At 74.4% G+C, this 24,423-nt stretch carries 22 protein-coding genes and 1 riboswitch; of the genes, 6 read left to right on the top strand and 16 right to left on the bottom strand.

The window, feature by feature from the left end:
- Positions 1–57: 57 nt before the first annotated feature.
- From V6U89_RS16000 to V6U89_RS15965, 8 genes are all read right to left on the bottom strand, one after another.
- Complete coding sequence (locus V6U89_RS16000) at positions 58–969, bottom strand: Gmad2 immunoglobulin-like domain-containing protein (protein ID WP_334571954.1); 912 nt, start codon at positions 967–969, stop codon at positions 58–60.
- Positions 966–2,369 carry an ATP-binding protein gene (locus V6U89_RS15995; RefSeq protein ID WP_334571953.1) on the bottom strand — a complete coding sequence of 468 codons (1,404 nt, stop codon included), beginning with the start codon at positions 2,367–2,369 and terminating at the stop codon, positions 966–968. Before V6U89_RS15995 ends, V6U89_RS16000 begins: the two co-directional genes overlap by 4 nt.
- A gap of 15 nt (positions 2,370–2,384) precedes the next feature.
- Entirely contained in the window at positions 2,385–3,065 is a 681-nt protein-coding gene (locus V6U89_RS15990; protein WP_210775238.1) for a response regulator transcription factor, read from the bottom strand.
- A gap of 99 nt (positions 3,066–3,164) precedes the next feature.
- On the bottom strand, positions 3,165–3,770 hold the full coding sequence (locus V6U89_RS15985; RefSeq protein ID WP_334571951.1) for an AMIN-like domain-containing (lipo)protein: 606 nt from the start codon (positions 3,768–3,770) through the stop codon (positions 3,165–3,167).
- Between the two features lie 340 nt (positions 3,771–4,110).
- A complete protein-coding gene (locus V6U89_RS15980) occupies positions 4,111–4,995 on the bottom strand; it encodes an ABC transporter substrate-binding protein (protein WP_334571950.1) in 885 nt (294 codons plus the stop codon).
- A gap of 56 nt (positions 4,996–5,051) precedes the next feature.
- Entirely contained in the window at positions 5,052–7,340 is a 2,289-nt protein-coding gene (locus tag V6U89_RS15975; protein ID WP_334571949.1) for an ABC transporter permease, read from the bottom strand.
- Positions 7,337–8,020, bottom strand: a complete 684-nt coding sequence (locus tag V6U89_RS15970; protein WP_334571948.1) for an ABC transporter ATP-binding protein — start codon at positions 8,018–8,020, stop codon at positions 7,337–7,339. Before V6U89_RS15970 ends, V6U89_RS15975 begins: the two co-directional genes overlap by 4 nt.
- Positions 8,017–8,541 (bottom strand): PadR family transcriptional regulator, encoded by a 525-nt coding sequence (locus V6U89_RS15965; RefSeq protein WP_334571947.1) that lies wholly within the window; start codon positions 8,539–8,541, stop codon positions 8,017–8,019. The genes V6U89_RS15970 and V6U89_RS15965 overlap by 4 nt, the downstream gene beginning before the upstream one ends.
- 295 nt (positions 8,542–8,836) lie before the next feature.
- Here V6U89_RS15965 and V6U89_RS15960 point away from each other — a divergent pair, with 295 nt between their 5' ends.
- Together V6U89_RS15960 and V6U89_RS15955 are read left to right on the top strand one after the other, a co-directional pair.
- The gene (locus tag V6U89_RS15960; RefSeq protein WP_334571946.1) at positions 8,837–10,570 is read left to right on the top strand and encodes a M28 family peptidase; all 1,734 of its coding nucleotides are present in this window, start codon (positions 8,837–8,839) and stop codon (positions 10,568–10,570) included.
- Positions 10,571–10,684: 114 nt separating this feature from the next.
- Positions 10,685–11,098: a type II toxin-antitoxin system Phd/YefM family antitoxin gene (locus tag V6U89_RS15955; RefSeq protein ID WP_334571945.1), complete on the top strand. Its 414-nt coding sequence runs from the start codon at positions 10,685–10,687 to the stop codon at positions 11,096–11,098.
- Positions 11,099–11,142: 44 nt separating this feature from the next.
- On the opposite strand, the gene V6U89_RS15950 is transcribed toward V6U89_RS15955, so the two are convergent.
- The 5 genes from V6U89_RS15950 to smpB all read right to left on the bottom strand — a co-directional run bounded on the left by V6U89_RS15950 (position 11,143) and on the right by smpB (position 15,508).
- Positions 11,143–12,105 (bottom strand): sensor histidine kinase, encoded by a 963-nt coding sequence (locus V6U89_RS15950; RefSeq protein WP_334571944.1) that lies wholly within the window; start codon positions 12,103–12,105, stop codon positions 11,143–11,145.
- Complete coding sequence (locus tag V6U89_RS15945) at positions 12,102–12,905, bottom strand: MEDS domain-containing protein (RefSeq protein ID WP_334571943.1); 804 nt, start codon at positions 12,903–12,905, stop codon at positions 12,102–12,104. Before V6U89_RS15945 ends, V6U89_RS15950 begins: the two co-directional genes overlap by 4 nt.
- A 200-nt stretch (positions 12,906–13,105) precedes the next feature.
- A complete protein-coding gene (locus tag V6U89_RS15940) occupies positions 13,106–14,377 on the bottom strand; it encodes an MFS transporter (RefSeq protein WP_334571942.1) in 1,272 nt (423 codons plus the stop codon).
- Complete coding sequence (locus tag V6U89_RS15935) at positions 14,374–14,949, bottom strand: ArsR/SmtB family transcription factor (RefSeq protein WP_334571941.1); 576 nt, start codon at positions 14,947–14,949, stop codon at positions 14,374–14,376. The genes V6U89_RS15940 and V6U89_RS15935 overlap by 4 nt, the downstream gene beginning before the upstream one ends.
- A 76-nt stretch (positions 14,950–15,025) precedes the next feature.
- Complete coding sequence (smpB, locus tag V6U89_RS15930; protein ID WP_088961840.1) at positions 15,026–15,508, bottom strand: SsrA-binding protein SmpB; 483 nt, start codon at positions 15,506–15,508, stop codon at positions 15,026–15,028.
- A gap of 139 nt (positions 15,509–15,647) precedes the next feature.
- Between smpB and V6U89_RS15925 the strand changes: the two genes are divergently transcribed.
- The 4 genes from V6U89_RS15925 to nhaA all read left to right on the top strand — a co-directional run bounded on the left by V6U89_RS15925 (position 15,648) and on the right by nhaA (position 21,748).
- Complete coding sequence (locus tag V6U89_RS15925; protein WP_334571940.1) at positions 15,648–16,319, top strand: class I SAM-dependent DNA methyltransferase; 672 nt, start codon at positions 15,648–15,650, stop codon at positions 16,317–16,319.
- A 79-nt stretch (positions 16,320–16,398) separates the two neighbouring features.
- Positions 16,399–18,285 carry a molecular chaperone HtpG gene (gene htpG / locus V6U89_RS15920; RefSeq protein ID WP_334571938.1) on the top strand — a complete coding sequence of 629 codons (1,887 nt, stop codon included), beginning with the start codon at positions 16,399–16,401 and terminating at the stop codon, positions 18,283–18,285.
- A gap of 1,052 nt (positions 18,286–19,337) precedes the next feature.
- Positions 19,338–19,512: riboswitch (cyclic di-AMP (ydaO/yuaA leader) on the top strand.
- Positions 19,511–20,194, top strand: a complete 684-nt coding sequence (locus V6U89_RS15915; protein WP_334571936.1) for a transglycosylase family protein — start codon at positions 19,511–19,513, stop codon at positions 20,192–20,194. (Overlaps the previous riboswitch by 2 nt.)
- 246 nt (positions 20,195–20,440) lie before the next feature.
- Positions 20,441–21,748 (top strand): Na+/H+ antiporter NhaA, encoded by a 1,308-nt coding sequence (gene nhaA / locus V6U89_RS15910; protein WP_334571935.1) that lies wholly within the window; start codon positions 20,441–20,443, stop codon positions 21,746–21,748.
- On the opposite strand, the gene V6U89_RS15905 is transcribed toward nhaA, so the two are convergent.
- From V6U89_RS15905 to modA, 3 genes are read right to left on the bottom strand one after another with little or no spacing between them, the layout of a single operon-like run.
- Positions 21,745–22,818, bottom strand: a complete 1,074-nt coding sequence (locus tag V6U89_RS15905; protein ID WP_334571933.1) for an ABC transporter ATP-binding protein — start codon at positions 22,816–22,818, stop codon at positions 21,745–21,747. The two genes, nhaA and V6U89_RS15905, sit on opposite strands and share 4 nt — an antisense overlap.
- Positions 22,815–23,642, bottom strand: coding sequence for an ABC transporter permease (locus V6U89_RS15900; RefSeq protein WP_334571931.1), 828 nt, complete (start codon positions 23,640–23,642; stop codon positions 22,815–22,817). Before V6U89_RS15900 ends, V6U89_RS15905 begins: the two co-directional genes overlap by 4 nt.
- Positions 23,639–24,421, bottom strand: coding sequence for a molybdate ABC transporter substrate-binding protein (gene modA, locus V6U89_RS15895; RefSeq protein ID WP_334571929.1), 783 nt, complete (start codon positions 24,419–24,421; stop codon positions 23,639–23,641). The genes V6U89_RS15900 and modA overlap by 4 nt, the downstream gene beginning before the upstream one ends.
- Positions 24,422–24,423: the final 2 nt, after the last annotated feature.

Raw genomic sequence — 24,423 nt, 5'->3', positions numbered from 1 at the left:
CCGACCGATGAGATCTGTCGCAGTGGGGTCGGGAAACGAGTCCGTTTTGTGGCTGAGTCAGGCGGTGGCGGCCAGCAGGACCGGCACGGCCACCACGTGGGTTCGGGAGCCGTCGCGGGGCGAGACCTCGTACACCTCGACCGTGCCGGGGCCGGCCGTCGCCAGGCGGTAGGCGACGCCGCCGCGGTAGTCGCCCCGGCAGCCGCTGCCGCAGGTGGCGGTGGTGAAGCCGGTGCCGACAACCCGGCCGCTGCCGTCGAGGATCCGGATCGAGACGGTCGCCTCGTACACGTCGGCGGTGCCGGCGACGGTGACCGGCCCGGCGACCCGCTGGCCGATCGCCGGCTCGGTGACCACGATCGGCGCCAGCAGGTCGGCGAGGTCGGTGCGGGCCAGCACGACGCCGCTACCGGCGAAGGCCACCCGGCGCACGGTGGGGAACTGGGTGAGCGTCCAGACCACCTGCGCCCGGCGCAGCCGCAGCGTCCGGGCGTCGGTGTCGGCGAAGGACTCCGGCGGGGCGACGGTGGCGGTGCCCTCGGCTATCCGGACCATCTCGACGCCGGCGGGTACCAGGGTGGCCAGGCCGGCGGCGGCCTCGGCGGAGGTGGGTCCGGCGGCCAGTTCCGCCAGCGCCAGCCGCGAGGTGGCGACGGTGGTGGGCCGGGTACGCCGGGTCGGCACCACCACCCCGGCCCGGGCGAACCAGAGCTGCACCGTCACGGTGCCCGTGCCGGCCGGCGACGGCGTCCCGGTCCGCGGCGGCGTTACCGGCCCGGTCGACCGGGTGGCGGTCGGCCCGGGGACGCCGGTCGGGTTGCTCGGCGGGGTGGTGGGGGCGGTCGCCGGGGCGGTGGCGGTGCCGGGCGCGGCGGCGCGGGGGGCCGGTCCGAGGGTGCCCGAGCGGGCGTCGCCGCAGCCGGCGAGCAGCAGCGCGAGCGCGGCGAGCAGGGCGGGCAGCCGGTTCACGGTTCTCCTTCCGGGTCGGCGTCGGGCGGGGTCACCGGCAGCGCCAGCTGGAACGTGGTGCCGACGCCGGGGGTGCTGCGGACTGTGAGCCGGCCGCCGAGCAGCCGGGCGTTCTCCCGGGCGATGGCCAGGCCGAGGCCGCTGCCCCGACCCGAGCGCGCCGGGTCGGCCTTGTAGAAGCGGTCGAACACGTGCGGCAGGTGCTCGGCGGCGATCCCCGGCCCCTGGTCGCTCACCTCGTACACGAGCAGCGGTCCGGCGCGGGTCACGCTCGCGCGGACCTCGCCCTGGCCGTGCGTGACGGCGTTGCCGACCAGGTTGGCCAGCACCCGTTCCAGCCGGCGTGGGTCGGTGCGCAGGACGGCCTCGTCGCCGGTGACGACGACCCGGCCGGCCCAGCCGTGCGCCGCGACCAGGTCGCGCAGCGGGGCGAGGGCGGTCACCGACGCCGGACTGACCGCCTCCCGGCCGGCGTCCAGCCGGGAGATCTCCATCAGCTCCTCGACCAGCGTGCGCAGCCGGACCACGTCGGCGACCAGCAGCTCGGCGGCGCGGCGGGAGTCGTCGGGCAGCGTGTCGAGCCGGTCGGCCAGCAGCGAGGCCGCCGCCACCAGGGCGGTGACCGGGGTACGCAGCTCGTGCGCGACGTCGGCGGTGAACCGCCGCTCCCGGGCCTCGGCCCGGGACAGGTCGTCGATCTTCGTCTGGAGCGCCTGCGCCATGTCGTTGAACGCGGCGGCCCAGTCGCTGAACTCGTCCCGGCCGCGCACCGGCAGCCGGGTCGCCAACAACCCCTCCGCCACGGCCCGGGCGGCCCGGCTGGCCCGGCCCACCGGTTCGAGGGTGCGCCGGGCCAGGGAGTGCCCGACGCCCGCGGCGAGCGCCACCACCGCCAGCCAGCCGACGGCCAGCGCGGTGCGCAGCTGGTCCAGCCCGCCGACCAGGTCGCTCTCGTCGGTGACCGCGTACAGCTCGGCGGTCGAGCCGGGGATCCGTCCGCCGACCACCAGCAGGTGCCGTCCACCGGCGCCGTCCAGTCGCTCGTAGCCGAGCTGACCGTCGGCGACGGCGGCCCGTAGCTGCGGGCCGGGGGTGGGGGCGTACGAGGGGTGCGACGCGCGGGTGTCATCGGCGACCAGCAGCACGTGCCGGCCGCTGCCCTCGAAGCTGGTCAGCAGCTCGGCGCGGCGGGTGTCGGTCAGCGGCACGAACTGCCCGGCCAGGACGAGCTGGTAGCGGGCGTCGGCCGCCGCCCGCTGCACCGAGCCGTCCAGCCGGGCCTGGCGCAGCATCAGGTAGGACCCGCCGGCGAGCACCCCGGCGGAGACCCCGGCGACGAGGACGAACGCCACCGTCAACCGGCGGCGGAGCCGACCCGGCGGTACGGCGCCCGTGGCCATCGCGCCATCCTCCCGTCATGCCGTGGCGAGCTTGTAGCCGACACCGCGCACCGTGCGGACCAGCCGGGGCTCGGCGGGATCGTCCTCCACCTTGGCGCGCAGTCGCTGCACCGCCACGTCGACCAGTCGGGAGTCGCCGAGGTGGGAGTGGTTCCACACCCGGTCCAGCAGCAGCTCGCGGGTGAACACCTGGCCGGGCCGGCGGGCCAGCTCCAGCAGCAGTCGGAACTCGGTGGCGGTCAGGGTCAGCTCCCGGCCTGCCTTGCGGACGACGAACCGGTTCGGGTCGATCTCCAGCCCGCCGACGGTCAGGATGGTCTCCTCGACGACGGCGCTGGCCCGGCGCAGCCCGGCGCGTACCCGCGCGACGAGCTCCGGCAGGTCGAACGGCTTGCGCAGGTAGTCGTCCGCGCCGCACTCCAGCCCGACGACCACGTCGATGGTGTCGGTGCGGGCGGTGAGCATCAGGATCGGCACCGCACTGGTGCGCCGGATCTCCCGGCACACCTCCAGCCCGTCGAGGCCGGGCAGCATCACGTCGAGGACCACCAGGTCGACCGGCTGGGCCCGCCAGGCGGCCAGCGCGGCGCGGCCGTCGACCGCGGTGCTGACCCGGAAGCCGGCCCGCCGCAGACCGAGGGCGGTGACCTCCCTGATGGAGGCATCGTCCTCGACCAGCAGCACGCGGCCGTCCATGACGTCCTCAGGGTAGCCCCGGGAGGTCATCGGCCGGTCCTGCCGCAACGGCCGGTGACGGGGGGCCGGTCGACGCCGGACCCCCGCCCCGACGGCTGGTCATTCCTGCCACTGGTGCGCGACGTCGAGCACGATCCGGCTGTGCGTGCCGGGGCCGGCGAGCACGAACACCCGGAACGGCAGCCGGGCCCGCACCCCGACGGCGAAGGTGGTGTAGCCCTCGAAGCTGCCGGCGAAGACGACGTCCCGCAGTGTCGAGTAGCGCAGCACGTTCGCGGCGTGCTCGCCGACCCGGTACGGGACGGTGGCCACGTGCTGGTCGTCGTACGCCGGTGCCCGCAGCGAGACCCGCAGCAGCGCGTCCCCGGCGGTGTACGGCGACAGGGCCAGCCCCTCGCCCTCGGTCCAGGTCTCGCCGTAGGCGACCGAGTAGCCGCTCACCGGGCCGGCGAACTCGAACACCACCCGGTCGAAGCAGTCGTGCCGACCGGTACGTACCTGGGTCAGCGGGGCGCTGCTGAGCGGGCCGGTCGTCTTCTCCAGGCTGCCCCAGGTGATCCCGCAGTACGGCGCGCCGGTGACCGCCCGGGGCGCGACCTGCGTGCCGGTGGTCGTGGGCCGCGCTCCCGCGGTGGCCGCCGTGGCGGTGAGCAGGACGGCGAGCATGACCGTCGCCACCGCCCCCAGTGTCCTCGTGGATCGCATGGTGTCCTCCCTGCCGTTACGTTCGGCCCGATCGGCCGGTGAGTACGACGGTCGGCGCGATCCGCCACAGCCGTCCCACCGGGGCGTAACAGCGGAGTAACAGTCCTCAACGGCCGGTCCGGGCGGGGCGGGCTGACCGGGTTTCGCCGGACCCACGAAGTGCCCGCCCAGTTCCCCCCCCCCCGCGCCCGCACAGCCCCACCGCCGCCCTGCCCGATCTCCATGATCCAGTCGCATTTCCCGAGACGACACGCCGTCCTGAGACTCGGAAAATGCGACCTGATCTCGAGGGCCCCGCCGTTACCCCCGCCGGAGTACCTGGGTCGCGCCGGTCGGGCGGTCAGGCCACCCGGGCCACCGCGCCGGCGGGCGGGGCGGGCACCGCGTCCGGGTGCAGGACGGCGGCGATCGCCTCGACACCGTCGACCAGCCGCGGGCCGGGGCGGACGACCAGTCCGTCGGCGTCGACCGCCCAGACCGGCGTGCCCGGGAAGTGCTCCGCCACCGCCTCGGCCTGGCCGACCGCGCCGTCGAGGCGGAAGCCGCAGGGCGTGACCAGTACGACCTGCGGTGCCGCGGCACGCAGCTCGGACCAGGACACCTGCACCGAGCGGGCGCCCGGGCGGGTGGCCACCGGCTCGCCGCCGGCGGCGCGTACCAGGTCGGGGATCCAGTGCCCGGCGGTGAACGGCGGGTCGGTCCACTCCACCACCGCCACCCGGGGCCGTGGCCGGTCGCCGACCGCCGCCGCGACCGCCGCGAGCCGGTCGCGCAGACCGTCCACCAGCGCCCGTGCCCGCTCCGGTACGCCGGCGGCATCGCCCACCGCGAGGATGCTCGTTAGCACCTCGTCCAGGGTGTACGGGTCGAGCGAGAGCACGTCGGCGCGGCAGCCCAGGTGGTCGAGGGCGTCGGCGACGTGCCCGGAGGGCAGGGCGCAGACCCGGCACAGGTCCTGGGTGAGGATCAGTTCGGGGTCCAGCCCGGCGAGCGCGTCGGCGTGCAGCGTGTAGAGGTCGGCGCCGGCGGCGAGTTGAGCCCGGACGTGCGCGTCGATCTCACCCGGGGCCATGCCCCGGGTGTCCGTGCCGCCGACGACCACGGTCTTGTCGGCCCGGTCGGCGGCCGGTACCTCGCATTCGAAGGTCACCCCGACCAGGTCCCCGCCGAGGCCGAGGGCGTAGACGATCTCGGTCGCGGAGGGCAGCAGGGAGACCAGGCGCATGGCCCCATCCTGCCCGGGGCCGCCCGCGCGGCGCGGTGCGGCCCCGGGGGAGGCGGTCACTCGGTACGCAGCCCGTCCGGCCGGGTCAGCCGGAGCAGCATGGGCAGGCTCAGCCCGGTGACCAGCAGCACGGTCAGCGCGCCGAGCGCGACGGAGAGCCCGACGACGGGCCACGCCACCGTCACCGGGGCCTGCACCATGCGCAGCAGCACGGCGCCGAGGCCGAGCCCGAAGACCACCGCGAGCATCAGCCCGACCAGCACGGGCACCGCGGTCTGCCAGAGCACCGACCAGCCGAGGGTGGTACGGGGGGTGCCGACGGCGACCAGCATGGCCAGCAGCCGGCGGCGTTCCCGTAGCTGTTCCAGGGTGCCCACGAGCATGCTCGCGGCGATCAGCAGCAGCGTGACCACCACGCCGATGTAGAGGCCGCGCCGGACGTCGGCGAACCGATCGCTCTCGCGCACCGCGGTCAGCGTGGTGACCGCCATGGTCGGGTCGATCGTCGCGGCGGAGTTGCGGACGTGCTCCACCGCGTCCGGCGCGTCCGGGTCGAGCCGGAGGAACACCTCGCCGCGCAGCTCGGCCGGCGTCGCGCCGCCCAGCGCGGCCGGGGTGATGAGCACCGCGCTCTGCTCCCAGCCGGCCGGGGTGGGCCGGGACGGGACGCTGCGAGCGTCGGCCGGCACCCGCCACCGCGACGTCCCGTCGACGATCAGCGTCGCGCGGGGTGCGACGGTGGGCCCGTCCGGCGCGCGCGCCAGGAAGGTGTCGCCGTCGGCGCAGCGGTCGAGCCGGGCGAACTCGGCCAGCGCGGCGCAGTCGCCGACCCGCACCTCCACCAGGGCGTTCTCCACGCCGTCCGCGGCCGCGGTGGTGATGAGGGTGCTGTTCGCGCCGGTGACCCCGGCGGCGGTGACCAGCCGCCGGACCGCCCCGGCGGTGTCCGGGCCGGCCGGCAGCTGCACCTGGATCTGCGCCCGGGAGGTGTCCTGCCCGGTGGGGGTGGTGAACTCCCGGCCCACCCCGGCGAAGAGCATCTGCAGCCCGATGGTGCCGGCCACCGCCACGGCGATGCCGTTGACCAGCCGGGCGGAGGTGGCGCTGTCCAGCTGCATCCGTCGCACCGCGAGCTGCCAGCCGACCGGCCCGCCCCGCAGCCGGCGGACCAGCAGCTCCGTCGCCCAGGGCAGCAGGGTGACCGTGCCGACGAGCAGCAGCACGGCGCCGACCGCCACCTGGTAGCGGGTGGTGGCGGAGCCGTCGTCGCGGATGCCGGTGAGCGGGTACAGCAGGGCGAGCCCGACGACCGGCAGCAGCAGCCGCCACCAGAGCCGACGGCGTGCCGGCACGCCGCGCCGGGTCACCCCGAGCGGCTCCACCACGACCGCGCGCAGCGCCACCATGGACACCAGCACGGCCAGCGCCGGCACGGCGACGGCGACGATCACCGCCAGCGGCAGCGGCGGGCGGACGTCCGAGGCGTACACGCTGAGGTCGAAGAGGGTGACCAGCGGCACGAGCTGGCGGCCGAGGGCGAAGAGCGCGCCCCCGACGGCGACCCCGAGCAGCGCGCCGGCGGCGGCCTCGCCGGCGGCGATCCGCCGGATCATCACCGCGTCCGCGCCGACCAGCCGCAGCGCGGCCAGGCGGCGGTCGCGACGTTCGCCGCCGAAGCGCACCGCGGCGCCGAGGAAGACCGCGATGGGCAGCAGGAGTACCACGAAGATGACCGCGACGAGCAGCAGCAGCACCGGCCCGAAGCCCTCCCCGGGCAGCCCGCCCCCGAAGCGGTCCAGCCGGGTGGCGCCCCGCTCGGTGCTCAGCCGGTCGTCGCCGGCGTAGTAGGCGAGCTCGCCGGGGCCGGCCAGACCGTCGTCGGCGATGGTGTCGGTGACCCGGGCACCGCCCAGGCGGGGCGCGAAGAGCGCGCCGTCGGGGGAGTCGAGCACCTCCCGCAGGGCGGGGGAGACCACCGCCTCACCGGGCGCGGGCAGCCGGGTCAGCCCCGGCGGGACGGGGGCGTCGGGTCCGTCCGGGCGCACCAGCCGGCCGCGCACCGGGCGGCCCCGGAACTCGGTGTCCGCCGTGGCCAGCAGCAGCGTGTTCGCCGCCGGCGCCAGCTCCTGGCCCATCCGCAGGTCGTCGCGGGCGTCGCCGCGCGCCTCGCGGGCGTCGAGCGCGCCCGGCACCGACGCGGCGAGCAGCAGCAGCGCCACGCCGATGCCGACGCCGAGCGCGGTGAGCACCGCCCGGGTCCACCCGTCGCGGCCGCCGCCGACCGCCATCCGGGCGCCCATCGCCAGGTCGGCCGCCGCGCCCCGGATCCGTCCGGCCGCGCTCACGCGACCGGCTCGAGATCGCGGGTGCGGCCGTCGCGCACCACGACCTCCCGATCGGAGTACGCGGCCACCCGCGGCTCGTGGGTCACCAGCACCACAGCCGCGCCGGTCTCCCGGGCGGCCCCGGTCAGCAGCCGCATCACCCGTTCGCCGTTGAGCGAGTCCAGCGCGCCGGTCGGCTCGTCGGCGAAGACCACCCGGGGCCGGCCGACCAGCGCCCGGGCCACCGCGACCCGCTGCCCCTGGCCGCCGGAGACCTCGGCGGGCCGCTTGCCCGCCACCTCGGCCACCTCCACCCGGGTGAGCCAGTCCAGCGCCCGGCGCTCGGCCTCCCGGCGGCCGACCCGGGCCAGCCGCAGCGGCAGCGCCACGTTCTCCAGACAGGTCAGCTCGGGCACCAGTTGGCCGAACTGGAACACGAACCCGAAGCTCTCCCGGCGCAGGGCGCTGCGCTCGGCGTCGGACAGCTCGGCCAGGTCCCGCCCGTCGTAGCGGACCCGACCGCCGTCCGGGCGGACGATGCCGGCGAGGCAGTGCAGCAGGGTCGACTTGCCGGAACCGGAGGAGCCCATCACGGCGACCACCTCGCCGGGGTCGACGCGCAGCGACGCGCCGGCCAGCGCCACGGTGGCGCCGAAGCGACGGTGCAGGTCCTCGGCGGCCAGCAGCGGGGTGGGGTTCACCTGCGCACCTCCGCGGCCAGCTCGTCGAGGCGGGCGGCGGTCAGCTCGAGCCAGCGCAGGTCGGCCTCCAGGTGGAACAGGGCATGGTCGCAGATCAGCTGCTCGGCGAGGTCGCCGTCGCGCTTGCGGCGGGTGAGCTCCCGCATCAGCCGCAGGTGCTCGGCGCGCTGCACGTCGAGCAGGTCGGCGGCGCCGCGGTCGGTCAGCAGCGCCAGCACCACCTTGGTGTAGAGGGTGCTCTGCAGGTAGGGCTCGGGCTTCTCCGGCGTGGCCAGCCAACGTTCGACGTCGGTCACGCCCGCCTCGGTGATCGCGTACCGCTTGCGCTCGGGACCCTCGCCGGGCTCGACCGCCTCCACCTGGACCAGGCCGCTGCGCAGCAGCCGGGACAGGGTCGCGTAGACCTGGCCGTAGGCCAGCGGGCGGGCGTGGCCGAAGCGCTCGTCGTAGAGGCGTTTGATGTCGTAGCCGTGCCGGGGAGTCTCCTCCAGCAGGCCGAGGAAGGTCTGACCGATGGACATGCCGGCGACTATACACACCGAGTATACGCGTGGTGTGTACACGGGGTGGCTACTCCGCCGGTGGCGGCATCACCGCAGGTCGCCGGGTTTTCGTGAGGCGGGGGACGGGCGTGCTCTTCGACGGGCCGGGATTGTGACACCGTTCGGCCGGTTGACCGGGAGATTGATACATGTCAGTGTTTCATTCCCCGGCGTGACCGCCGCGACCTCACCCCCGGGCCGCGAGATCCCGTCCACCCCGACCTGACCCCGGCCAGGGATCCGGCCACGCCCGCCGACCCCACGAGGAGTTCGCATGAGACGTAGCACGCCGACGAAGGGCCTCGCCCTCGCCGTGTTCGCCGCCGTGACGATGACGCTGGCCGCGCCACCGGCCACGGCCACCCCGCCGGCCGCCGCCCCGCTCGCCGCCCTCGCGGCGCCGGACATCTCGGTGACCAACGTCCAGGCCCACCTGACCCAGTTCCAGACCATCGCCACCAACAACGGCGGCACCCGGCGGGCCGGCTCGGCCGGCTACACGGCGTCGGTCAACTACCTCAAGACCCGGCTCCAGGCCGCCGGCTACACGGTCAGCGAGCAGTACTGCTCCTCCTGCACGTACCCGTCGAACAACCTGATCGCCGAGTGGCCGCAGGGCCCCGCCGACCAGGTCGTCATGTTCGGCGCGCACCTGGACAGCGTCTCCGCCGGCCCGGGCATCAACGACAACGGCTCCGGCTCGGCCACCCTGCTGGAGAACGCGCTGGTGCTGGCGAGTCAGAACCCGTCGATGACCAAGCGGGTCCGGTTCGCCTGGTGGACCGACGAGGAGCAGGGCCTCAACGGCTCGGAGTTCTACGTCAACTCGCTCAACGCCACCCAGCGCGGCTACATCAAGGGCTACTACAACTTCGACATGGTCGGCTCGACCAACGGCGGCTACTTCATCAACCGGCTCACCTCCACCACCGCCGCGCCGCTCAAGGCGTACTGGGACTCGCTGGGACTGCAGCCGGAGGAGAACGTCGAGGGACAGGGCCGCTCGGACGACTACTCGTTCCAGCAGGGCGGCATCCCCACCTCCGGGTACGCCGCCGGCGCCAGCGCCCGCAAGACCAGCGCCCAGGCGACCAAGTGGGGCGGCACCGCCAACGCCGCGTACGACCCCTGCTACCACCGTTCCTGCGACACCACCAGCAACATCAGCGCGACCGTGCTCAACCGCAGCGCCGACGGCGTCGCGTACGCCATCTGGCAGCTCGCGGTCGGCACCGGCACCCCGACCAACAACTTCTCGGTGTCGGTGAGCCCGACCTCCGGCAGCGTGGCCCGGGGCGCGTCCACCACCGCCACCGTCAGCACCGCCACCACCAGCGGCAGCCCGCAGCCGGTGACGCTCTCCGCCACCGGCGCGCCCAGCGGCGTGACCGTGTCGTTCAGCCCCTCGTCGGTCACCTCCGGCGGCTCCGCCACGATGACCGTCAGCGCCTCGTCGACCGCCACCACCGGCACCTTCACCATCACGGTCACCGGCACCGGATCGGTCACCCGCACCGCCACCTACAGCCTCACCGTGACCGGCACCGGGGGGTGCGCCGGCGGCCAGGTGATCGGCAACGGTGGCTTCGAGTCCGGCACCACCCCGTGGACCGCCACCTCGGGCGTGATCACCAACTCGGCCAGCCAGCCGGCCCGCACCGGGTCGTACAAGGCGTGGCTCGACGGCTACGGCAGCACCCACACCGACACGCTGTCGCAGTCGGTGACCGTGCCGGCCGGGTGCTCGACGTACACCCTCGCCTTCTACCTGCACATCGACACCGCCGAGACCACCACCGGCACCGCGTACGACCGGCTGACCGTGCAGGTGGGCACCGCCACCCTGGCGACGTACTCCAACCTCAACGCCGCCAGTGGCTACGTGCTGCGCTCGTTCAACGTGGGCGCGTACGCCGGCCAGACCGTCACCCTCAAGTTCACCGGCACCGAGGACTCGTCGCTGCAGACCAGCTTCGTCATCGACGACGTGACCCTGCAGGCGAGCTGACCGACCGGGGGCGGGGCGGGCCGCCGCCCACCCGCCCCCTTCCGGCCGCACCGCCGCCGCCCCGACGGACCGTCACGACGGTAAATGTCGTACCCCGGTTCCAGCATGGGTGGCATGGCTGCCCCCGCGCTGACCGACCACAGTGGTCGACCCCGTTCCCTGCCGCTGCGCGAGCTGCGCACCCGGCTGACCCAGCTGATCGCCATGGCCGAGCTGACCGACACGGTCACCCTGGTCACCCGCGACGGCGATTCCCGCCCGGTCGCCGCGATCGTGCCCGCCGCCGCGGCCCGTACCGCCGCCCAGGCCCGCGCCGACGGTGAGCGCCTCGCCGCCGTCACCGCCGGTTGGGCCCGCCGCCTGGAGGAGGCGCACCGCCACGGCGCCCGCCGGCACGCCGCCGAGCTGCGCGCGGTCACCGCCGCCCTCGCCGAGCTCTGGGCCGAGCTGGACCAGCGCGTCCCACCGGGCACCGACCGCACCCTCGACCGGCTGCGCGCCGTCCACGCCGACCTGCTCCGCGACTGACCGGCCCCGCGCCTGACCCGCCCCGTCGGGCCGGCCGCCGCCCGTCAGGGCGTGACGTGCGGGTTGCCTGCGGTCAGGCGCAGCGTGAAGGCATCCGCGCCGCGGTGCATCGCGACGTGATTGCACGACTGATGGGTGATCCACAGCCCGAGCCCGCCCGGCGCCGCGCCCCCCGCGGGCAGCAGACCGGCGTACGGGTCGCTCGGCCCGGCGCCGCGGTCCTCGACGCTCACCACGATCCGGTCCTCGCCGACCCAGAGCCGGAACCGCACCGGTGGCCGCCCGTGTCGCAGCGCGTTGGTCACCACCTCGCTCACCGCCACGGCCAGGTCGTCGACGTCGTCGACCTTCAGCCGGCCGCGACCGGCCTCGTGCACCGCCTCGCGGGCCCGCGCCGGTGTCGGGTCGTGCAGCTCGACGGCCGGAGCGCCCGCCTGCAACGGATCGGGCACGATCGGCCGGTTCTCCAGCAGATACAGCTCCGGCGGGGTGTAGCCCTCGTTCGGCACGTGCCGCCCGTCCGGCATCGCCGTGCGCGGGTGGGTGCGGACCACGTCCGCCAGCATCGCGGATGGGGTGGTGCGGGTGTCGTACGCGCACATGCTCCACAGCGGGAAGTCGTCGTACGCGTGGTTGATCGCCGACTCGTAGCGGGCCCACCAGTCCCAGGTCGGGCCGAACGCCGACGGGGGCAGCTCGCCGATGATGCGGATCTGTCCCGCCCCCGCGGCGACGTGGTCGGCCAGCAGTTGGCGGTACGACCTGATCGCCGCGGTCGGTCGCGCGTACACGTCGCCACCGCCGAGGTACGACACCCCGGAGTCCGGGCCGAGCGCCGCGCGCACCAGCGCGGTGTTGCGCTCGCCGAAGGCGACCAGGGTCGGCTCCCCGGCGGCGACCCCGCCGGTGAGGAAGGGCACCACGACGGCGAGCAGATCGTCGTCGGAGCCGTAGCAGACGGCCTCGTGGAAGTAGCCGCGATGCCCGGCGGCCGCGCCGGTCCTCATCGCGCCACCACCGCGACCCGGACGCGGGACAGCCCCAGCAGCTCGACCAGCCGGGCGGCGGAGGTCAGCGGGGTGTGCAGGACCACCGTGCCGCCGCGACGGGCGGCGTGCCGGTGCAGGTGGATCAGGTTCCGGTGGTCGATGAAGCGCAGCTCGTCGGCGCGGACCACCAGCTCGCCGGCCGGGTCGTCGACGTGCGCGCGGGTGAGCGCGGTGTCGAAGACGTCCTGGTTGGAGGTGTCCAGCTCCCCGGCGAGGACCAGCTCCTCGCGCCCCGCGTACAGGTGGAACAGGGTGGTCCCCGGATCGGCCGCCGGGTGCAGGCAGGCCAGCTCCTCGATCGCCCGGCCGTCCAGCACCCGCCGGTCGTACCCGCAGGCGGCCGACATCGGCCGGACCCGCATGTAGCGGTCGACCAGGTGTTCGTAGCGGGTGAAGGCGGCGCGCTGCTCCGCGGTGACCACGAGCGTCGTCGCGTCGGCGGCCACCCGCAGGCCGGCGTGACCGTCGGCCAGGGCCGCGTCGGTCAACGCGGCGTAGGCGGCGACCTGGGCGGCCGGGTCGACGACGTGCCGCTCGCCGTAGGTGTCGCGCACCGACACCACCTCCGCCGCCCCACCGCGCAGCGCCTCGCGCAGGCGCGGGACGCCCTGCCACCGGGCCAGGGCGACGTCCCCCGGCTCGGCGGTGACGTAGCGGACCCGTTCGCCGGCGTCGAGGCCGGCGAGGAGGAACCGCTGTGCCCGGGTGTCGAAGACCGTCGTGTCGTCGAAGGTCCAGCAGACATGTCCTGGCGGCACGGAACGCACTGATTCGCTGGTCAAGCTCCACGCCTCATGTCCGGAGTCTAAGCCGCAGCGCCGGGGTGCGCGCGGCGCGGCCGCCGCGCATGGATACGCCGGCGACGCCGCGGCTGCGGTGCGCAACGGCGAATGTCCCGCGTTCATTGCCGGGGCGGCGCGGGCCGGCGCCGCCCCGGCAACCAGCGGCCGGCCGGGGCTCAGCCGGGTGTGCTGGCCAGGTCGGCCGGCCGCTCGGCCACCGTCGCCGGCCGGCCCATCCGGCGCCACGGGCCGCCCAGCAGTGGGGTGAGCACGACGAGGACGTAGGCGGTGCCGATCGTGACCAGGGTGGCGGTGGGGCCGAACCGGTCGGTGGCCAGGCCGGCGCCGAGAGCGCCGAGCGGCATGGCGGCCCAGCAGCCGGCCCCCACCACCCCGTAGACCCGGGCCCGCATGTGCGCGGGCACCCGCTCCAGCTTGACCGCGCCGATCAGCGGGTTGATCGCCCCCGCGGCGAGACCGGAGACCGCGAAGATCGCGACCACCAGCGGCAGTGGCGGCGCGGCGGCCAGGGCCCAGAAGGGTGGCCCGCCGGCGACCGCGAAGGTGGTGACGAAGGTGGCGCGGCGGGGCAGCCGGTGGCCGACGGCGCTGAACAGCAGCGAGCCGACCAGCGCGCCGCCGCCCATCGCGCCGACCAGCAGGCCGAACGCGGTGGCCCCGCCGAGCTCGCGGGTCGCCACCACCGGCAGCAGCACGCTGCTCTTCGTCGCGTCGAAGCAGTTGGTGATCAGCACCAGCAGCACCACCGCGCGCAGCAGCGGCTCCCGGACCAGGAACCGCACCCCGGCGGCGAAGTTCCGCCAGTATCCGCCGGACTCCTCTGGCGCCGGCTCGGCCGGGCGCATGGCGCGAGGCACCAGCAGCGCCACCACCAGCGCGGAGACGGCGAAGGTGGCGGCGTCCACGGCCAGCACCGGCAGCGCGCCGACAGCCGCGACCAGCAGTCCGGCCACCGGCGCGCCGAGCAGTCGCGAGCCCCGTTCGGTGGCCTCGAACCAGCCGATCGCCCGCTCGATCGGCACCCGGGCGGCGGTCGCCGCCTCGGGCAGCAGCGCGGTCCGGGCGGTCTGCCCCGGCGTGTCGAGCAGGCCGCTGGCGAAGACCAGCGCGAGCAGCGCCCAGAACGGTAGGCCGACGGTCGCGTCGAGCAGCGGGATGGCGGCGACCGTCGCGCAGGACACCAGGTCGGCCACGACGCTGGCCCGGCGGTAGCCGATCCGGTCGACCACCACGCCGCCGAGGGCGCCGCCGAGCACCACCGGCGCGGCGGCGAACGCCCCGGTCAGGCCGGTCGCCGCCGGTGAGCCCGTCTCGGCCAGCACGTAGAGCGGCAGGGCGATGTAGGTGAGCATGTTGCCGGTGAGCGAGACCGTGTGGCCGACGAGCAGGCCGAGCAGCGGGCTCCAATGGCGGGGCGCGGCGGTCACTGCGGCCCCCGGTAGGCCTGCCAGATCAGCGTGACGGTGCGGGCGCCGGGCCGGTCGGGATCGCTGCGGGCCCGCCAGCGGGCGCCCAGCTCCGCCAGCTCGCCGCGCAACTCGAGCAGCTCGTCGGGGGTCAGGTGCATGATCTGGTCGCTGCTGGTGGTCCCCCGCACCCACTCCGGGCCGAGGGTGGCCTCGCTGTCGAGGTAGGCCTGGAACCGCTCCACGTAGCGCTGGAAGGAGGCCCGGCGCAGCAGGTCGGAGGCGAGCTTGCGCTCCGGGTCGTGCAGCACCTCGACGGGTTCCCAGTTGGTGCGGTCGTGCGCCGCCCGCCACCACCGTTCCCGGCGGTTGCGGGCGTGCTCGGGAGCCTCCCGGATGAAGCCGTGCTCGGCGAGCTTGCCGAGGTGGTAGCTGACCGAACCGACGGCCTCGTCCACCAGCTCGCTGAGCATGCCGACGCTCTGCGGGCCGCGTGTTCGCAGCTCGCCGAGGAGTCGCAGGCGGGTGGGGTGGGCCAGCGCGCGCATGGCGCGCGGATCGGTGAGGTGCAGGGTCGACTCGTCCTCGGACATGGGAACAGGCTAGACGTACAAGACGTGATGTACAAGAAGTCTTGTGGAACATCGCCGCGGTGAACCGTACGGGTGTTCAGGCGGGGCGGCGGCCCTTGAGGCGGCGGCCCAGCTCGCGGGCGATCTCCCGGTTGGCGTCGCGTTCGGCGAGCGCCTGCCGCTTGTCGTACGACTTGCGGCCCCGGGCCAGGCCCAGCTCGACCTTGGCCCAGCCGTTGCTGAAGTACATCGACAGCGGCACCAGCGTCACGCCCCCGTCGCGCAGCTTCTCCAGGATCCGGGCGATCTCCACCCGGTGCAGCAGCAGCTTGCGGGTCCGGCGGGGCTGGTGGTTGGTCCAGGTGCCGTAGCCGTACTCGGCGATGTGCAGGCCGTAGAGCATGATCTCGCCGTCGCGTTCCTGGGCGAAGGCGTCGACCAGGGACACCCGCCCCTCCCGCAGCGACTTCACCTCGGTGCCGGCCAGCACGATCCCCGCCTCGTACGTCTTCAGGACGGTGTAGTCGTGCCGGGCCTTCTTGTTGGAGGCGATGAGCTTGCGCTCCGTGTCCCTGGACACGACGACCTCCTGCGACTGGGCTGCGGACCGGGTGCAGAATACCCGCCGGCGTGGCCGGGAACGGGCGGGGCGCGACGCGTACGGGCGGCAGGTCCCGCCGGACCCTGTCGCCGGCCGCCCGGCGGTAGGGTCGGCGGTCGTGACCGAACCGGACTTCCTCACCGCCACCCGCACCTCCTACGACACCATGGTCGCCGGCTACCTCGAGTTCGTCCGCGACGAGCTGGCCGCCCGCCCGCTCGAGCGGGCCATGCTCGCGGCCTTCGCCGAGCTGGTGCTCACCGGCGGGGGCGGGCCGGTGCTGGAGGTGGGCTGCGGCCCCGGCCGGATCACCCGGCATCTGCACGACCTGGGGCTGGACGCGGCCGGCCTGGACCTGTCGCCGGGCATGGTCGCGCAGGCCCGGCGGGATCACCCCGACCTGCGCTTCACCGAGGGATCCATGCTGGAGCTCGACCTGCCCGACGGCGCGCTCGCCGGCCTGGTCGCCTGGTACTCGGTCATCCACCTGCCCGACGACCGGCTGCCGGCCGCCTTCGCCGAGTTCCACCGGGTCCTCGCCCCCGGCGGGCACCTGCTGCTGGCCTTCCAGGTCGGCGACGAGCCGTTGCACCTCACCGACGCGTGGGGGCTTCCGGTCTCCCTCACCTTCCACCGCCGCCGGCCCGAGCGGGTGGCGCGGCTGCTGGACGCCGCCGGGCTGGACGTGCGGGCCCAGCTGTGCCGGGAGCCGCAGGAGTGGGACGGGCGGACGGAATCCACCCCGCAGGCCTGCCTGCTGGTCCGCCGCCCGGACGGCGACCGGCGGTGACCGGGCGACCACGACAGCTCGTATCCTTCTCCCGCGGATCCTGTCCCGTGGACCGAAACAGCCCGATGAGGAGGTTGGTGTGAGCAGCCGGACCGAGACGTTGGAGTTCCAGGCCGAGACGCGTCAACTGCTGCAGTTGATGGTGCACTCGATCTACTCGCACAAGGACGTGTTCCTGCGTGAGCTGGTTTCCAACGCCTCCGACGCGCTGGACAAGCTACGGCTGGAGTCGCTGGTCGACAAGGACCTGGCGGCCGACACCGCCGACCTGCACATCGAGATCGAGACCGACCCGGCGGCCCGTACCCTCACCGTGCGCGACAACGGCATCGGCATGTCCCGCGAGGACGTCGTCTCGCTGATCGGCACCATTGCCCGCTCCGGCACGGCCGAGCTGCTGCGCAAGCTGAAGGAGTCCCGGGAGGCGGCCGCGCAGGACCTGATCGGCCAGTTCGGGGTCGGTTTCTACTCGACGTTCATGGTGGCCGACACGGTCACCCTGCTCACCCGCCGGGCCGGTCAGACCGAGGGCACCCGCTGGGAGTCCACCGGCGAGGGCACCTACGTGGTGGAGAACGTCGACGACGCCCCGCAGGGCACCTCCGTCACCGTGCGCCTGAAGCCGGCCGACAGCGAGGACAACCTCGCCGACTACACCGACCACGGCAAGATCCGCGAGATCGTCAAGCGGTACTCCGACTTCATCGCCTGGCCGATCCGGCTCGTCACCCCCGACGCCGAGCCGGTCACCCTCAACTCGATGAAGGCGCTCTGGGCCCGGCCGCGCGACGAGGTCGCCGAGGAGGAGTACCGCGACTTCTACCGGCACGTCAGCCACGACTGGGCCGACCCGCTGGAGACCATCCACATGCGGGGCGAGGGCGTCTTCGAGTACGAGGCGCTGCTCTTCATCCCCACGCATGCCCCGTTCGACCTGTTCATGGCCGACGGCCGGCGCGGGGTGCAGCTGTACGTCAAGCGGGTCTTCGTGATGGACGACTGCGCCGCGCTCATGCCCAACTACCTGCGCTTCGTCAAGGGCGTGGTGGACGCGCACGACCTGTCGCTGAACATCTCCCGGGAGATCCTGCAGCAGGACCGGCAGATCCAGATCGTGCGCCGCCGGCTGGTCCGCAAGGTGCTCGCCACCGTCAAGGAGATGCGCACCGAGCACGCCGACCGGTACCGGACCTTCTGGTCGGAGTTCGGCCGGGTGGTCAAGGAGGGGCTGCTGGAGGACCCGGACAACCAGCAGGCGATCCTCGACATCGTCTCGGTCGCCTCCACCCACGACGCCACCGAGCCCACCACCCTGCGCGAGTACGTCGAGCGGATGAAGGACGGCCAGGAGGAGATCTACTACGCCACCGGCGAGACCCGGGCCATGTTGGAGAACTCGCCGCACATGGAGGCCTTCCGCGCCAAGGGCTACGAGGTGCTGCTGCTCACCGACCCGGTCGACGAGGTGTGGGTGGAGCGGGTCGCGCAGTTCGACGGCCGACCGCTGCGCTCGATCGCCAAGGGCGAGGTGGACCTGGACACCGAGCAGGAACGCCAGGAGGCCGAAACGGAACGGGAGCGGCAGACCAAGGAGTACGCCGCCCTGCTCGCCTTCCTCGGCGGCGCGCTGGCCGACAGCGTCAAGGAGGTGCGGCTCTCCTCCCGCCTGACCACCTCGCCGGCCTGCGTCGTCGGCGACGCGCACGACATCACGCCCACGCTGGAGAAGATGTACCGCGCGATGGGGCAGGAGGTGCCGAAGGTCAAGCGCATCCTCGAACTCAACCCGACCCACCCGCTGGTCACCGGCCTGCGCGTGGCGCACGAGCAGGGCGGCGACTCCGCCGCCCTCACCGAGACCGCCGAGCTGCTGTACGGCATGGCGCTGCTCGCCGAGGGCGGCGACCTGGCCGACCCGGCCCGGTTCGCCCGGGTCCTCGCCGACCGGCTGGCCCGCACCCTCTGACGCGACGACGGTCCCGGCCCGGTGCTCGCCCACCGGGCCGGGACCGTCGAAGCGCGGGACGAAGGCCCCGTCCCCACCGGTGCCGCCACGCCGCAGCGTCCGCGTGCCCCGTCTGCCTCCGGGCGTGCGTCGTCGGCCGGCCGCCAGTCACCACCGGCATCGGCGTGACCGCCGCGCAGGGCCGCCACGGTACGCGGACCGACCACTTCGTCGGCGGTGGAGTTCGTCCGCAGCTTTGCCGAGGCTGTTGGCCCGTCTCCTCACCGCTGTCGTGGCTGGCCGTCACGGTGGGGGCACGGTCCGGTCCTTCTAGCCGCCGTCCGGCCCAAGGCCCTGCTGATCCTTCCTCGGAGTCGGCTGTCGGCGCTTCGCCTCGTACCGCGACACCGCCTCGCGGCGGCAGTCGAGACACAATCGCTCAGTTCGTTGCCTACCGTCCCGGGTTCGGTTGGCCGTTCTGGTGTTCTCAGCCGTCCGTACGTGCCCGTTGCGACATCGCCTCTTCAGATCGGCTGCCGTCCCCTGGTAACCGTATTTCTGCCGCGCGTAGGCTCTCGCACATTCGCGGCACTCGCCGTTACTACGTGACCTGCCGACGACGAATGTGTCGTGACCACGCGGGTGCCGTAGCCGTTCTCACGTGCGCGCCCGGGTAGGTACCAGCAGGTCGCAGTCTTCTCGACCAGCGCGAGAAAGCGGGGAAGGTGCAGGCGAGCCTGCTCGGGTGTGAGGGCCACGCCGAATTATCGCAGGATGTCGAACAGGTGTCCTACGCCGACACCCGGTTGTCGGGGCTGATCGCCCGTATGGCTGTCGTCGGCCGCCCCCGCGCTGAGCCGCCGCTGAGGCGTCCATTGTGCGTACCCGGAACAGCTCCGGCTTGCCCCGGACAGGGCGTCCGCCGCGCAGAGCCCGCACATTGTCCAAACCGGGGGACCGTCTGCAACTGCAGACGAGGGCCCGTCGCTCAGCCGGGTGAAGAACTTCACAAGAAGTGGGCAATCGCCCGAAACAGTTCCTAACGTCGTTCGTGTTCGCGATCGCGGACACCACGGCCGGTAACGCCTAATCCATGCCGCCGGCCGGTGGGACCTTTGTCAGCGGGCATGGAGCGGGGGACCCACACGTTCCTCGGTGCACGTCACCTCGGGGTGAAGCCGCCCACGGCGGCCGGGCTCCTCGGCCCGAACCCGACAGCTCACCTCGTCGGCGTGGAGGAATCCACATGGCAACTGAATACACCGCCCGTCACCGACGGGTCAGCTCGCGCCGCATCGCCGTCGGCACGCTCGCCGTCGGTGCGGTCACCGGGGTCGCCGCCGTCCTGGCGCCGGCGTCGCCGGCGAGCGCCGCCAGCGTCAACTGGGACGCCATCGCCCAGTGCGAGTCCGGCGGAAACTGGCACATCAACACCGGCAACGGCTACTACGGCGGCCTGCAGTTCTCGCAGAGCACCTGGGCCGGCTACGGCGGCAAGAAGTACGCCTCCCGCGCCGACCTGGCCAGCCGGGGCGAGCAGATCGCCATCGCCGAGAAGGTGCTCGACGGTCAGGGCATCGGCGCCTGGCCGACCTGCGGCCGCAAGGGCGGCTCCACCAAGAGCTACGCCACCACCAGCGAGAAGTCGCAGAAGTCGCAGAAGTCGGAGCGGCGCTCGAGTTCGCGGAACTCGTCGAAGGCCGCCTCCACCGAGCGGTCCTCGCGGGAGCAGCACAGCACCCGCAGCCAGCGGCGCAGCGCGCCGGCCGCGACCGGCGACGTGTACGTGGTGCGGTCGGGCGACACCCTGTCGCAGATCGCCGACGCCCGGGACCTGGCCGGTGGCTGGCAGGCGCTGTACGAGCGCAACAGGCGCGTGGTCGGCGCCGACCCGGGGCTGATCTTCCCCGGTCAGAAGCTCAGCCTCTGACCCCAGCACCTGGGCACCGTGACGACGCCCGGCCGGACGACCGGCCGGGCGTCGCCGCGTCCACGGCGCCGTCGTGGTTCGGGCCGCTGCCGGCGGGGTACCCGGCGCGCGTGGACCGGCCCGCCGGCGCGTCCGCGTCGCCGGGTCGTCGGGCCGTCGGCCGGGGGCGGGGATAGGGTTGGCCCTGGTGTGCCGGGAAGTCTGGTCGGCGGTGGATGACGCGACCCCTGCCGACGAGGAGACCCCGTGACCGACGCCCCCCGGCGCCGTACCAGCCTGTTCGCCCGCCGCTCCTGGGGCGAGACCAGCCGCATCTCCGCCATCCTCCGCAAGGAGACCGTGGGCGGGGCGCTCCTGCTCGTCGGGGCGCTGCTCGCGCTGCTCTGGTCGAACTCACCCTGGGCGGACGGCTACCGGGCGCTGCGGGACCTCACCGTCGGCCCGGCGTCGCTGCACCTCGATCTCACCCTCGCCACCTGGGCCGCCGACGGGCTGCTGGCGGTCTTCTTCTTCGTCGCCGGGCTGGAACTCAAACGCGAGTTCGTCGCCGGCGACCTGCGCGACCCGCGCCGGGCCGCGGTGCCGGTGGCGGCGGCGGTCGGCGGGGTGGTCGTACCCGCGGTGCTGTTCGTCCTCATCGCCGGGGTCGACGGTGCCCGGGGGTGGGCGATCCCCACGGCCACCGACATCGCGTTCGCCCTGGCGGTGCTCGCGGTGGTGGGACCGCTGCTGCCGTCGGCGCTGCGTACCTTCCTGCTCACCCTGGCGGTCGTCGACGACCTGCTCGCCATCGTCATCATCGCGGTCTTCTACACCTCCAGCCTCGCCGTGGCCCCGCTGCTGGCCGCGCTGGTGCCACTCGCGCTCTTCGCCGTGCTGGTGCAGCGCCGGGTCCGGTCCTGGTGGCTGCTGCTGCCGCTGGCCGCCGTGACCTGGACGCTCGTGCACGCCTCGGGAGTGCACGCCACGGTGGCGGGGGTGCTGCTCGCCTTCACCGTCCCGGTGCTGCGCAGCGAGGCCGCCGGCGGGCCGGACGCCGGGCCGGGCCTGGCCGAGCACTTCGAGCACCGGTTCCGGCCGATCTCCGCCGGGGTGGCGGTGCCGATCTTCGCGTTCCTCTCCGCCGGCGTCACGGTCGGCGGCCTGGCCGGGCTGGCCACCGCGCTGACCGACCGGGTCGCGACCGGCATCGTGGTCGGCCTGGTGGTCGGCAAGCCGGTGGGCATCCTGGCCGCCACCTGGCTGGTGTCCCGGTTCACCCGGGCCAACCTCGACGAGGGGCTGAACTGGCTCGACGTGCTCGGCCTGGCGCTGCTCGGCGGGATCGGGTTCACCGTGTCGCTGCTGATCGGCGAGTTGGCCTTCGGTTTGGGCAGCGCGCGTGACGGCCACGTCAAGGTCGCGGTGCTCACCGGCTCGCTGCTCTCCGCGCTGCTGGCGACGGTGATCCTGCGGGCCCGCACCCGGGTCTACCGGCGGGTGCACGAGATCGAGACCGCCGACGAGGACCACGACGGCGTCCCGGACGTCTTCGAGCCGGAGCCGGACCGCTAGCCTACCGGCCCCGCCGGGTATGCCCGGGTCTCGCTGGCCTTGACCGCCGCCCACACCCGCTGCCCGGGCTGCAGGCGAAGCTGGGCGGCGGCGGCCGGGGTGACGTCGGCGGCGGCCGGGACCGGGCCGGCGAGCTGCACCCGCAGGTTGTCCCCGTGCCGCTGCACTCCGGCGACGGTGGCCGGCCAGGTGTTGCGGGGGCTGCCGTCAGGCCGCCGCGGGTGCAGGGCCACGGCGGCGGGCCGGAAGACCACGAAGGCGTCGCCGTCCAGCCGGTCTGCGGTGACCAGGGCGAAGCCGTCGCCGAGGCGTACCCGCTGCCCGTCGGCGTGGCCCCGGTAGAGGTTCAGCCCGACGAGGCGGGCGACGTAGTCGGTGCGCGGCCGGGCGGTGACGGTGGCGGCGTCCCCCTCCTGCACCACCCGGCCGTCCTCGACGATGACCAGCCGGTCGGCCAGGGCGAGCGCGTCCAGCGGGTCGTGGGTGACCAGCAGCGTCGCGCCGTCGTGATCGGCCAGGTGCCGGTGCAGGTGGGCCCGGGTGTCCAGGCGGGTCCGGGCGTCCAGCGCCGCCAGCGGCTCGTCGAGCAGGAGCAACCGCGGGCGTACGGCGAGCGCGCGGGCCAGGGCGACCCGCTGGGCCTGCCCGCCGGAGAGCTGCCGCGGCCGGCTCCGGGCGTGCCCGGACAGCCCGACCCGGTCCAGCCAGCCGGCCGCCTGCTCGCGGGCGGCCCGCCGGTCGAGGCCCTGCCGGCGGGGGCCGAACGCGATGTTGTCCAGCGCGCTCAGGTGCGGGAAGAGCAGGTAGTCCTGGAACACCACGCCGACCCGGCGCCGCTCCGGCGGGATCCAGCGGGCCCGGTCGGGCCGGTCCAGGTCGACGCCGTCGAGCAGGACGTGGCCGGCGGTCAGCGGCTGGAGCCCGGCGAGGGCGCGCAGGGCGGTGGTCTTGCCGGCGCCGTTCGGGCCGAGCAGCGCGACCACCTCGCCGGCGCCGACGGTCAGCCGGACGTCGAGTCGGAAGGCGCCCCGGTCGACGACCAGGTGAGCGTCGAGCAGCGGAGTGCTCACGGGCCGGTGATCCAGCGGTCGCGCAGCCCGGCGAGGATCGCCACCGAGACGGTGAGCAGGATCAGGCTGAGCACGATCGCCGCGTCCAGGTCGGTCTCCAGGGCCAGGTAGACGGCGAGCGGCATGGTCTGGGTGCGGCCGGGATAGTTGCCGGCGAAGGTGATCGTCGCCCCGAACTCGCCCAGCGCCCGGGCCCAGCAGAGCACCGCGCCGGCGGCGACGCCGGGGGCGATCAGCGGCAGGGTGACGTGGGTGAAGGTGGTCCACCGGCCCGCGCCGAGGGTCGCCGCCGCCTCCTCGTAGCGGCTGTCCGCGCCGCGCAGCGCGCCCTCGACCGCGATGATCAGGAACGGCATCGCCACGAACGCCTCGGCGAGCACCACGCCGGTGGTGGTGAACGGCAGGGTCAGGCCGAAGGCGCCGTCCAGCCACCGCCCGATCAGCCCGTTGCGGCCGAACACCAGCAGCAACGCCACGCCGCCGACCACCGGGGGCAGCACCAGCGGCACGGTGACCAGGGCCCGCACCAACCGGCGGCCGGGGAACTCCACCCGCGCCAGCAGCCAGGCCAGGGGTACGCCGCAGGCCAGGCAGAGCAGGGTGGCCAGGGTGGCGCACTGCACCGACAGCCGCAGCGCGGTGAGCACGCCCGGCGCGGTCAGCCGCTGCGGCAGCGTCGCCCACGGGGTACGCGCCAGCAGCCCGGCCAGCGGCAGCACCAGGAAGAGCAGCCCCAGCCCGGCCGGTACGAGCAGCGCGACCGGCACCCGCCGGCCGGGCCGCCGCCGGGTACGCGGCGCAGCGGCCTCCGGTGCGGCGGTCACGACCCGGTGGGCGGCTGGAAGCCGGCGTCGGTGAGCACGGCCCGGCCCTGGTCGGAGCGGACGTGCGCGACGAAGGCGCGGGCGGCGGTCGGGTTCGGCGCGTCCTTCAGCACCACCACCGGGTAGTCGTTGACGGCGTCGGCGGACTCGGGGAACTCGACGCCGTCGGCCTTCGCGGCGGCAGACCTGACGTCGGTGCGGTAGACCAGCGCGGCGTCGACCTCGCCGAGCGTCACCTTGGACAGCGCGCCCTTGACGTCCTGCTCCAGCGTCACCGGTGTCAGCTTCACGCCCGCCGCGCCGAGCACCCTGGTGGCGGCCGCGCCGCAGGGCACCTGCTCGGCGCAGAGCGCCACCTTGACGCCGGGCCGGGTCAGGTCGGCCAATCCGGCGACCCCGGCGGGATTGCCCTTCGGCACGGCGATGACGAGCTGGTTGCGGGCGAAGACGGTGGGGGAGCCGTCGGCGGCCCCGGCGTCGGTGACGGTGGCCATGTTCCTCGGGGCGGCCGAGGCGAACACGTCCGCCGGGGCCCCCTGGGTGATCTGGGTGGCCAGGGCCGAGCTGCCGGCGAAGTTGAAGGTGACCCGTACGCCCGGGTGCGCGTCCTCGAACTGCCGGCCAAGGGTGGTGAAGGACCCGGTCAGCGACGCGGCGGCGAAGACGGTCACCGTGCCGGCGACGCCGCTCGGGTCGCCGTCGTCGGCGTCGCCGCAGCCGGCGAGGCCGAGGGCGGCCACCACCGGCAGGACGGCCAGGGCGGTACGGATCCTCGTCATCA

Origin of the sequence: Micromonospora sp. CPCC 206171, assembly GCF_036906755.1 — a bacterium.
Classification (GTDB): domain Bacteria; phylum Actinomycetota; class Actinomycetes; order Mycobacteriales; family Micromonosporaceae; genus Micromonospora; species Micromonospora purpureochromogenes.
This window is presented reverse-complemented; position numbering and strand designations above follow the sequence as displayed.

Excerpts from the sequence above, each read along its gene's own strand:
- V6U89_RS15995 (WP_334571953.1), bottom strand. The coding sequence starts at position 2,369 with ATGGCCACGGGCGCCGTACCGCCGGGTCGGCTCCGCCGCCGGTTGACG.
- V6U89_RS15990 (WP_210775238.1), bottom strand. The coding sequence starts at position 3,065 with ATGGACGGCCGCGTGCTGCTGGTCGAGGACGATGCCTCCATCAGGGAG.
- V6U89_RS15985 (WP_334571951.1), bottom strand. The coding sequence starts at position 3,770 with ATGCGATCCACGAGGACACTGGGGGCGGTGGCGACGGTCATGCTCGCC.
- V6U89_RS15980 (WP_334571950.1), bottom strand. The coding sequence starts at position 4,995 with ATGCGCCTGGTCTCCCTGCTGCCCTCCGCGACCGAGATCGTCTACGCC.
- V6U89_RS15965 (WP_334571947.1), bottom strand. The coding sequence starts at position 8,541 with ATGTCCATCGGTCAGACCTTCCTCGGCCTGCTGGAGGAGACTCCCCGG.
- V6U89_RS15960 (WP_334571946.1), top strand. The coding sequence starts at position 8,837 with ATGAGACGTAGCACGCCGACGAAGGGCCTCGCCCTCGCCGTGTTCGCC.
- V6U89_RS15955 (WP_334571945.1), top strand. The coding sequence starts at position 10,685 with ATGGCTGCCCCCGCGCTGACCGACCACAGTGGTCGACCCCGTTCCCTG.
- V6U89_RS15950 (WP_334571944.1), bottom strand. The coding sequence starts at position 12,105 with ATGAGGACCGGCGCGGCCGCCGGGCATCGCGGCTACTTCCACGAGGCC.
- V6U89_RS15935 (WP_334571941.1), bottom strand. The coding sequence starts at position 14,949 with ATGTCCGAGGACGAGTCGACCCTGCACCTCACCGATCCGCGCGCCATG.
- V6U89_RS15915 (WP_334571936.1), top strand. The coding sequence starts at position 19,511 with ATGGCAACTGAATACACCGCCCGTCACCGACGGGTCAGCTCGCGCCGC.
- modA (WP_334571929.1), bottom strand. The coding sequence starts at position 24,421 with ATGACGAGGATCCGTACCGCCCTGGCCGTCCTGCCGGTGGTGGCCGCC.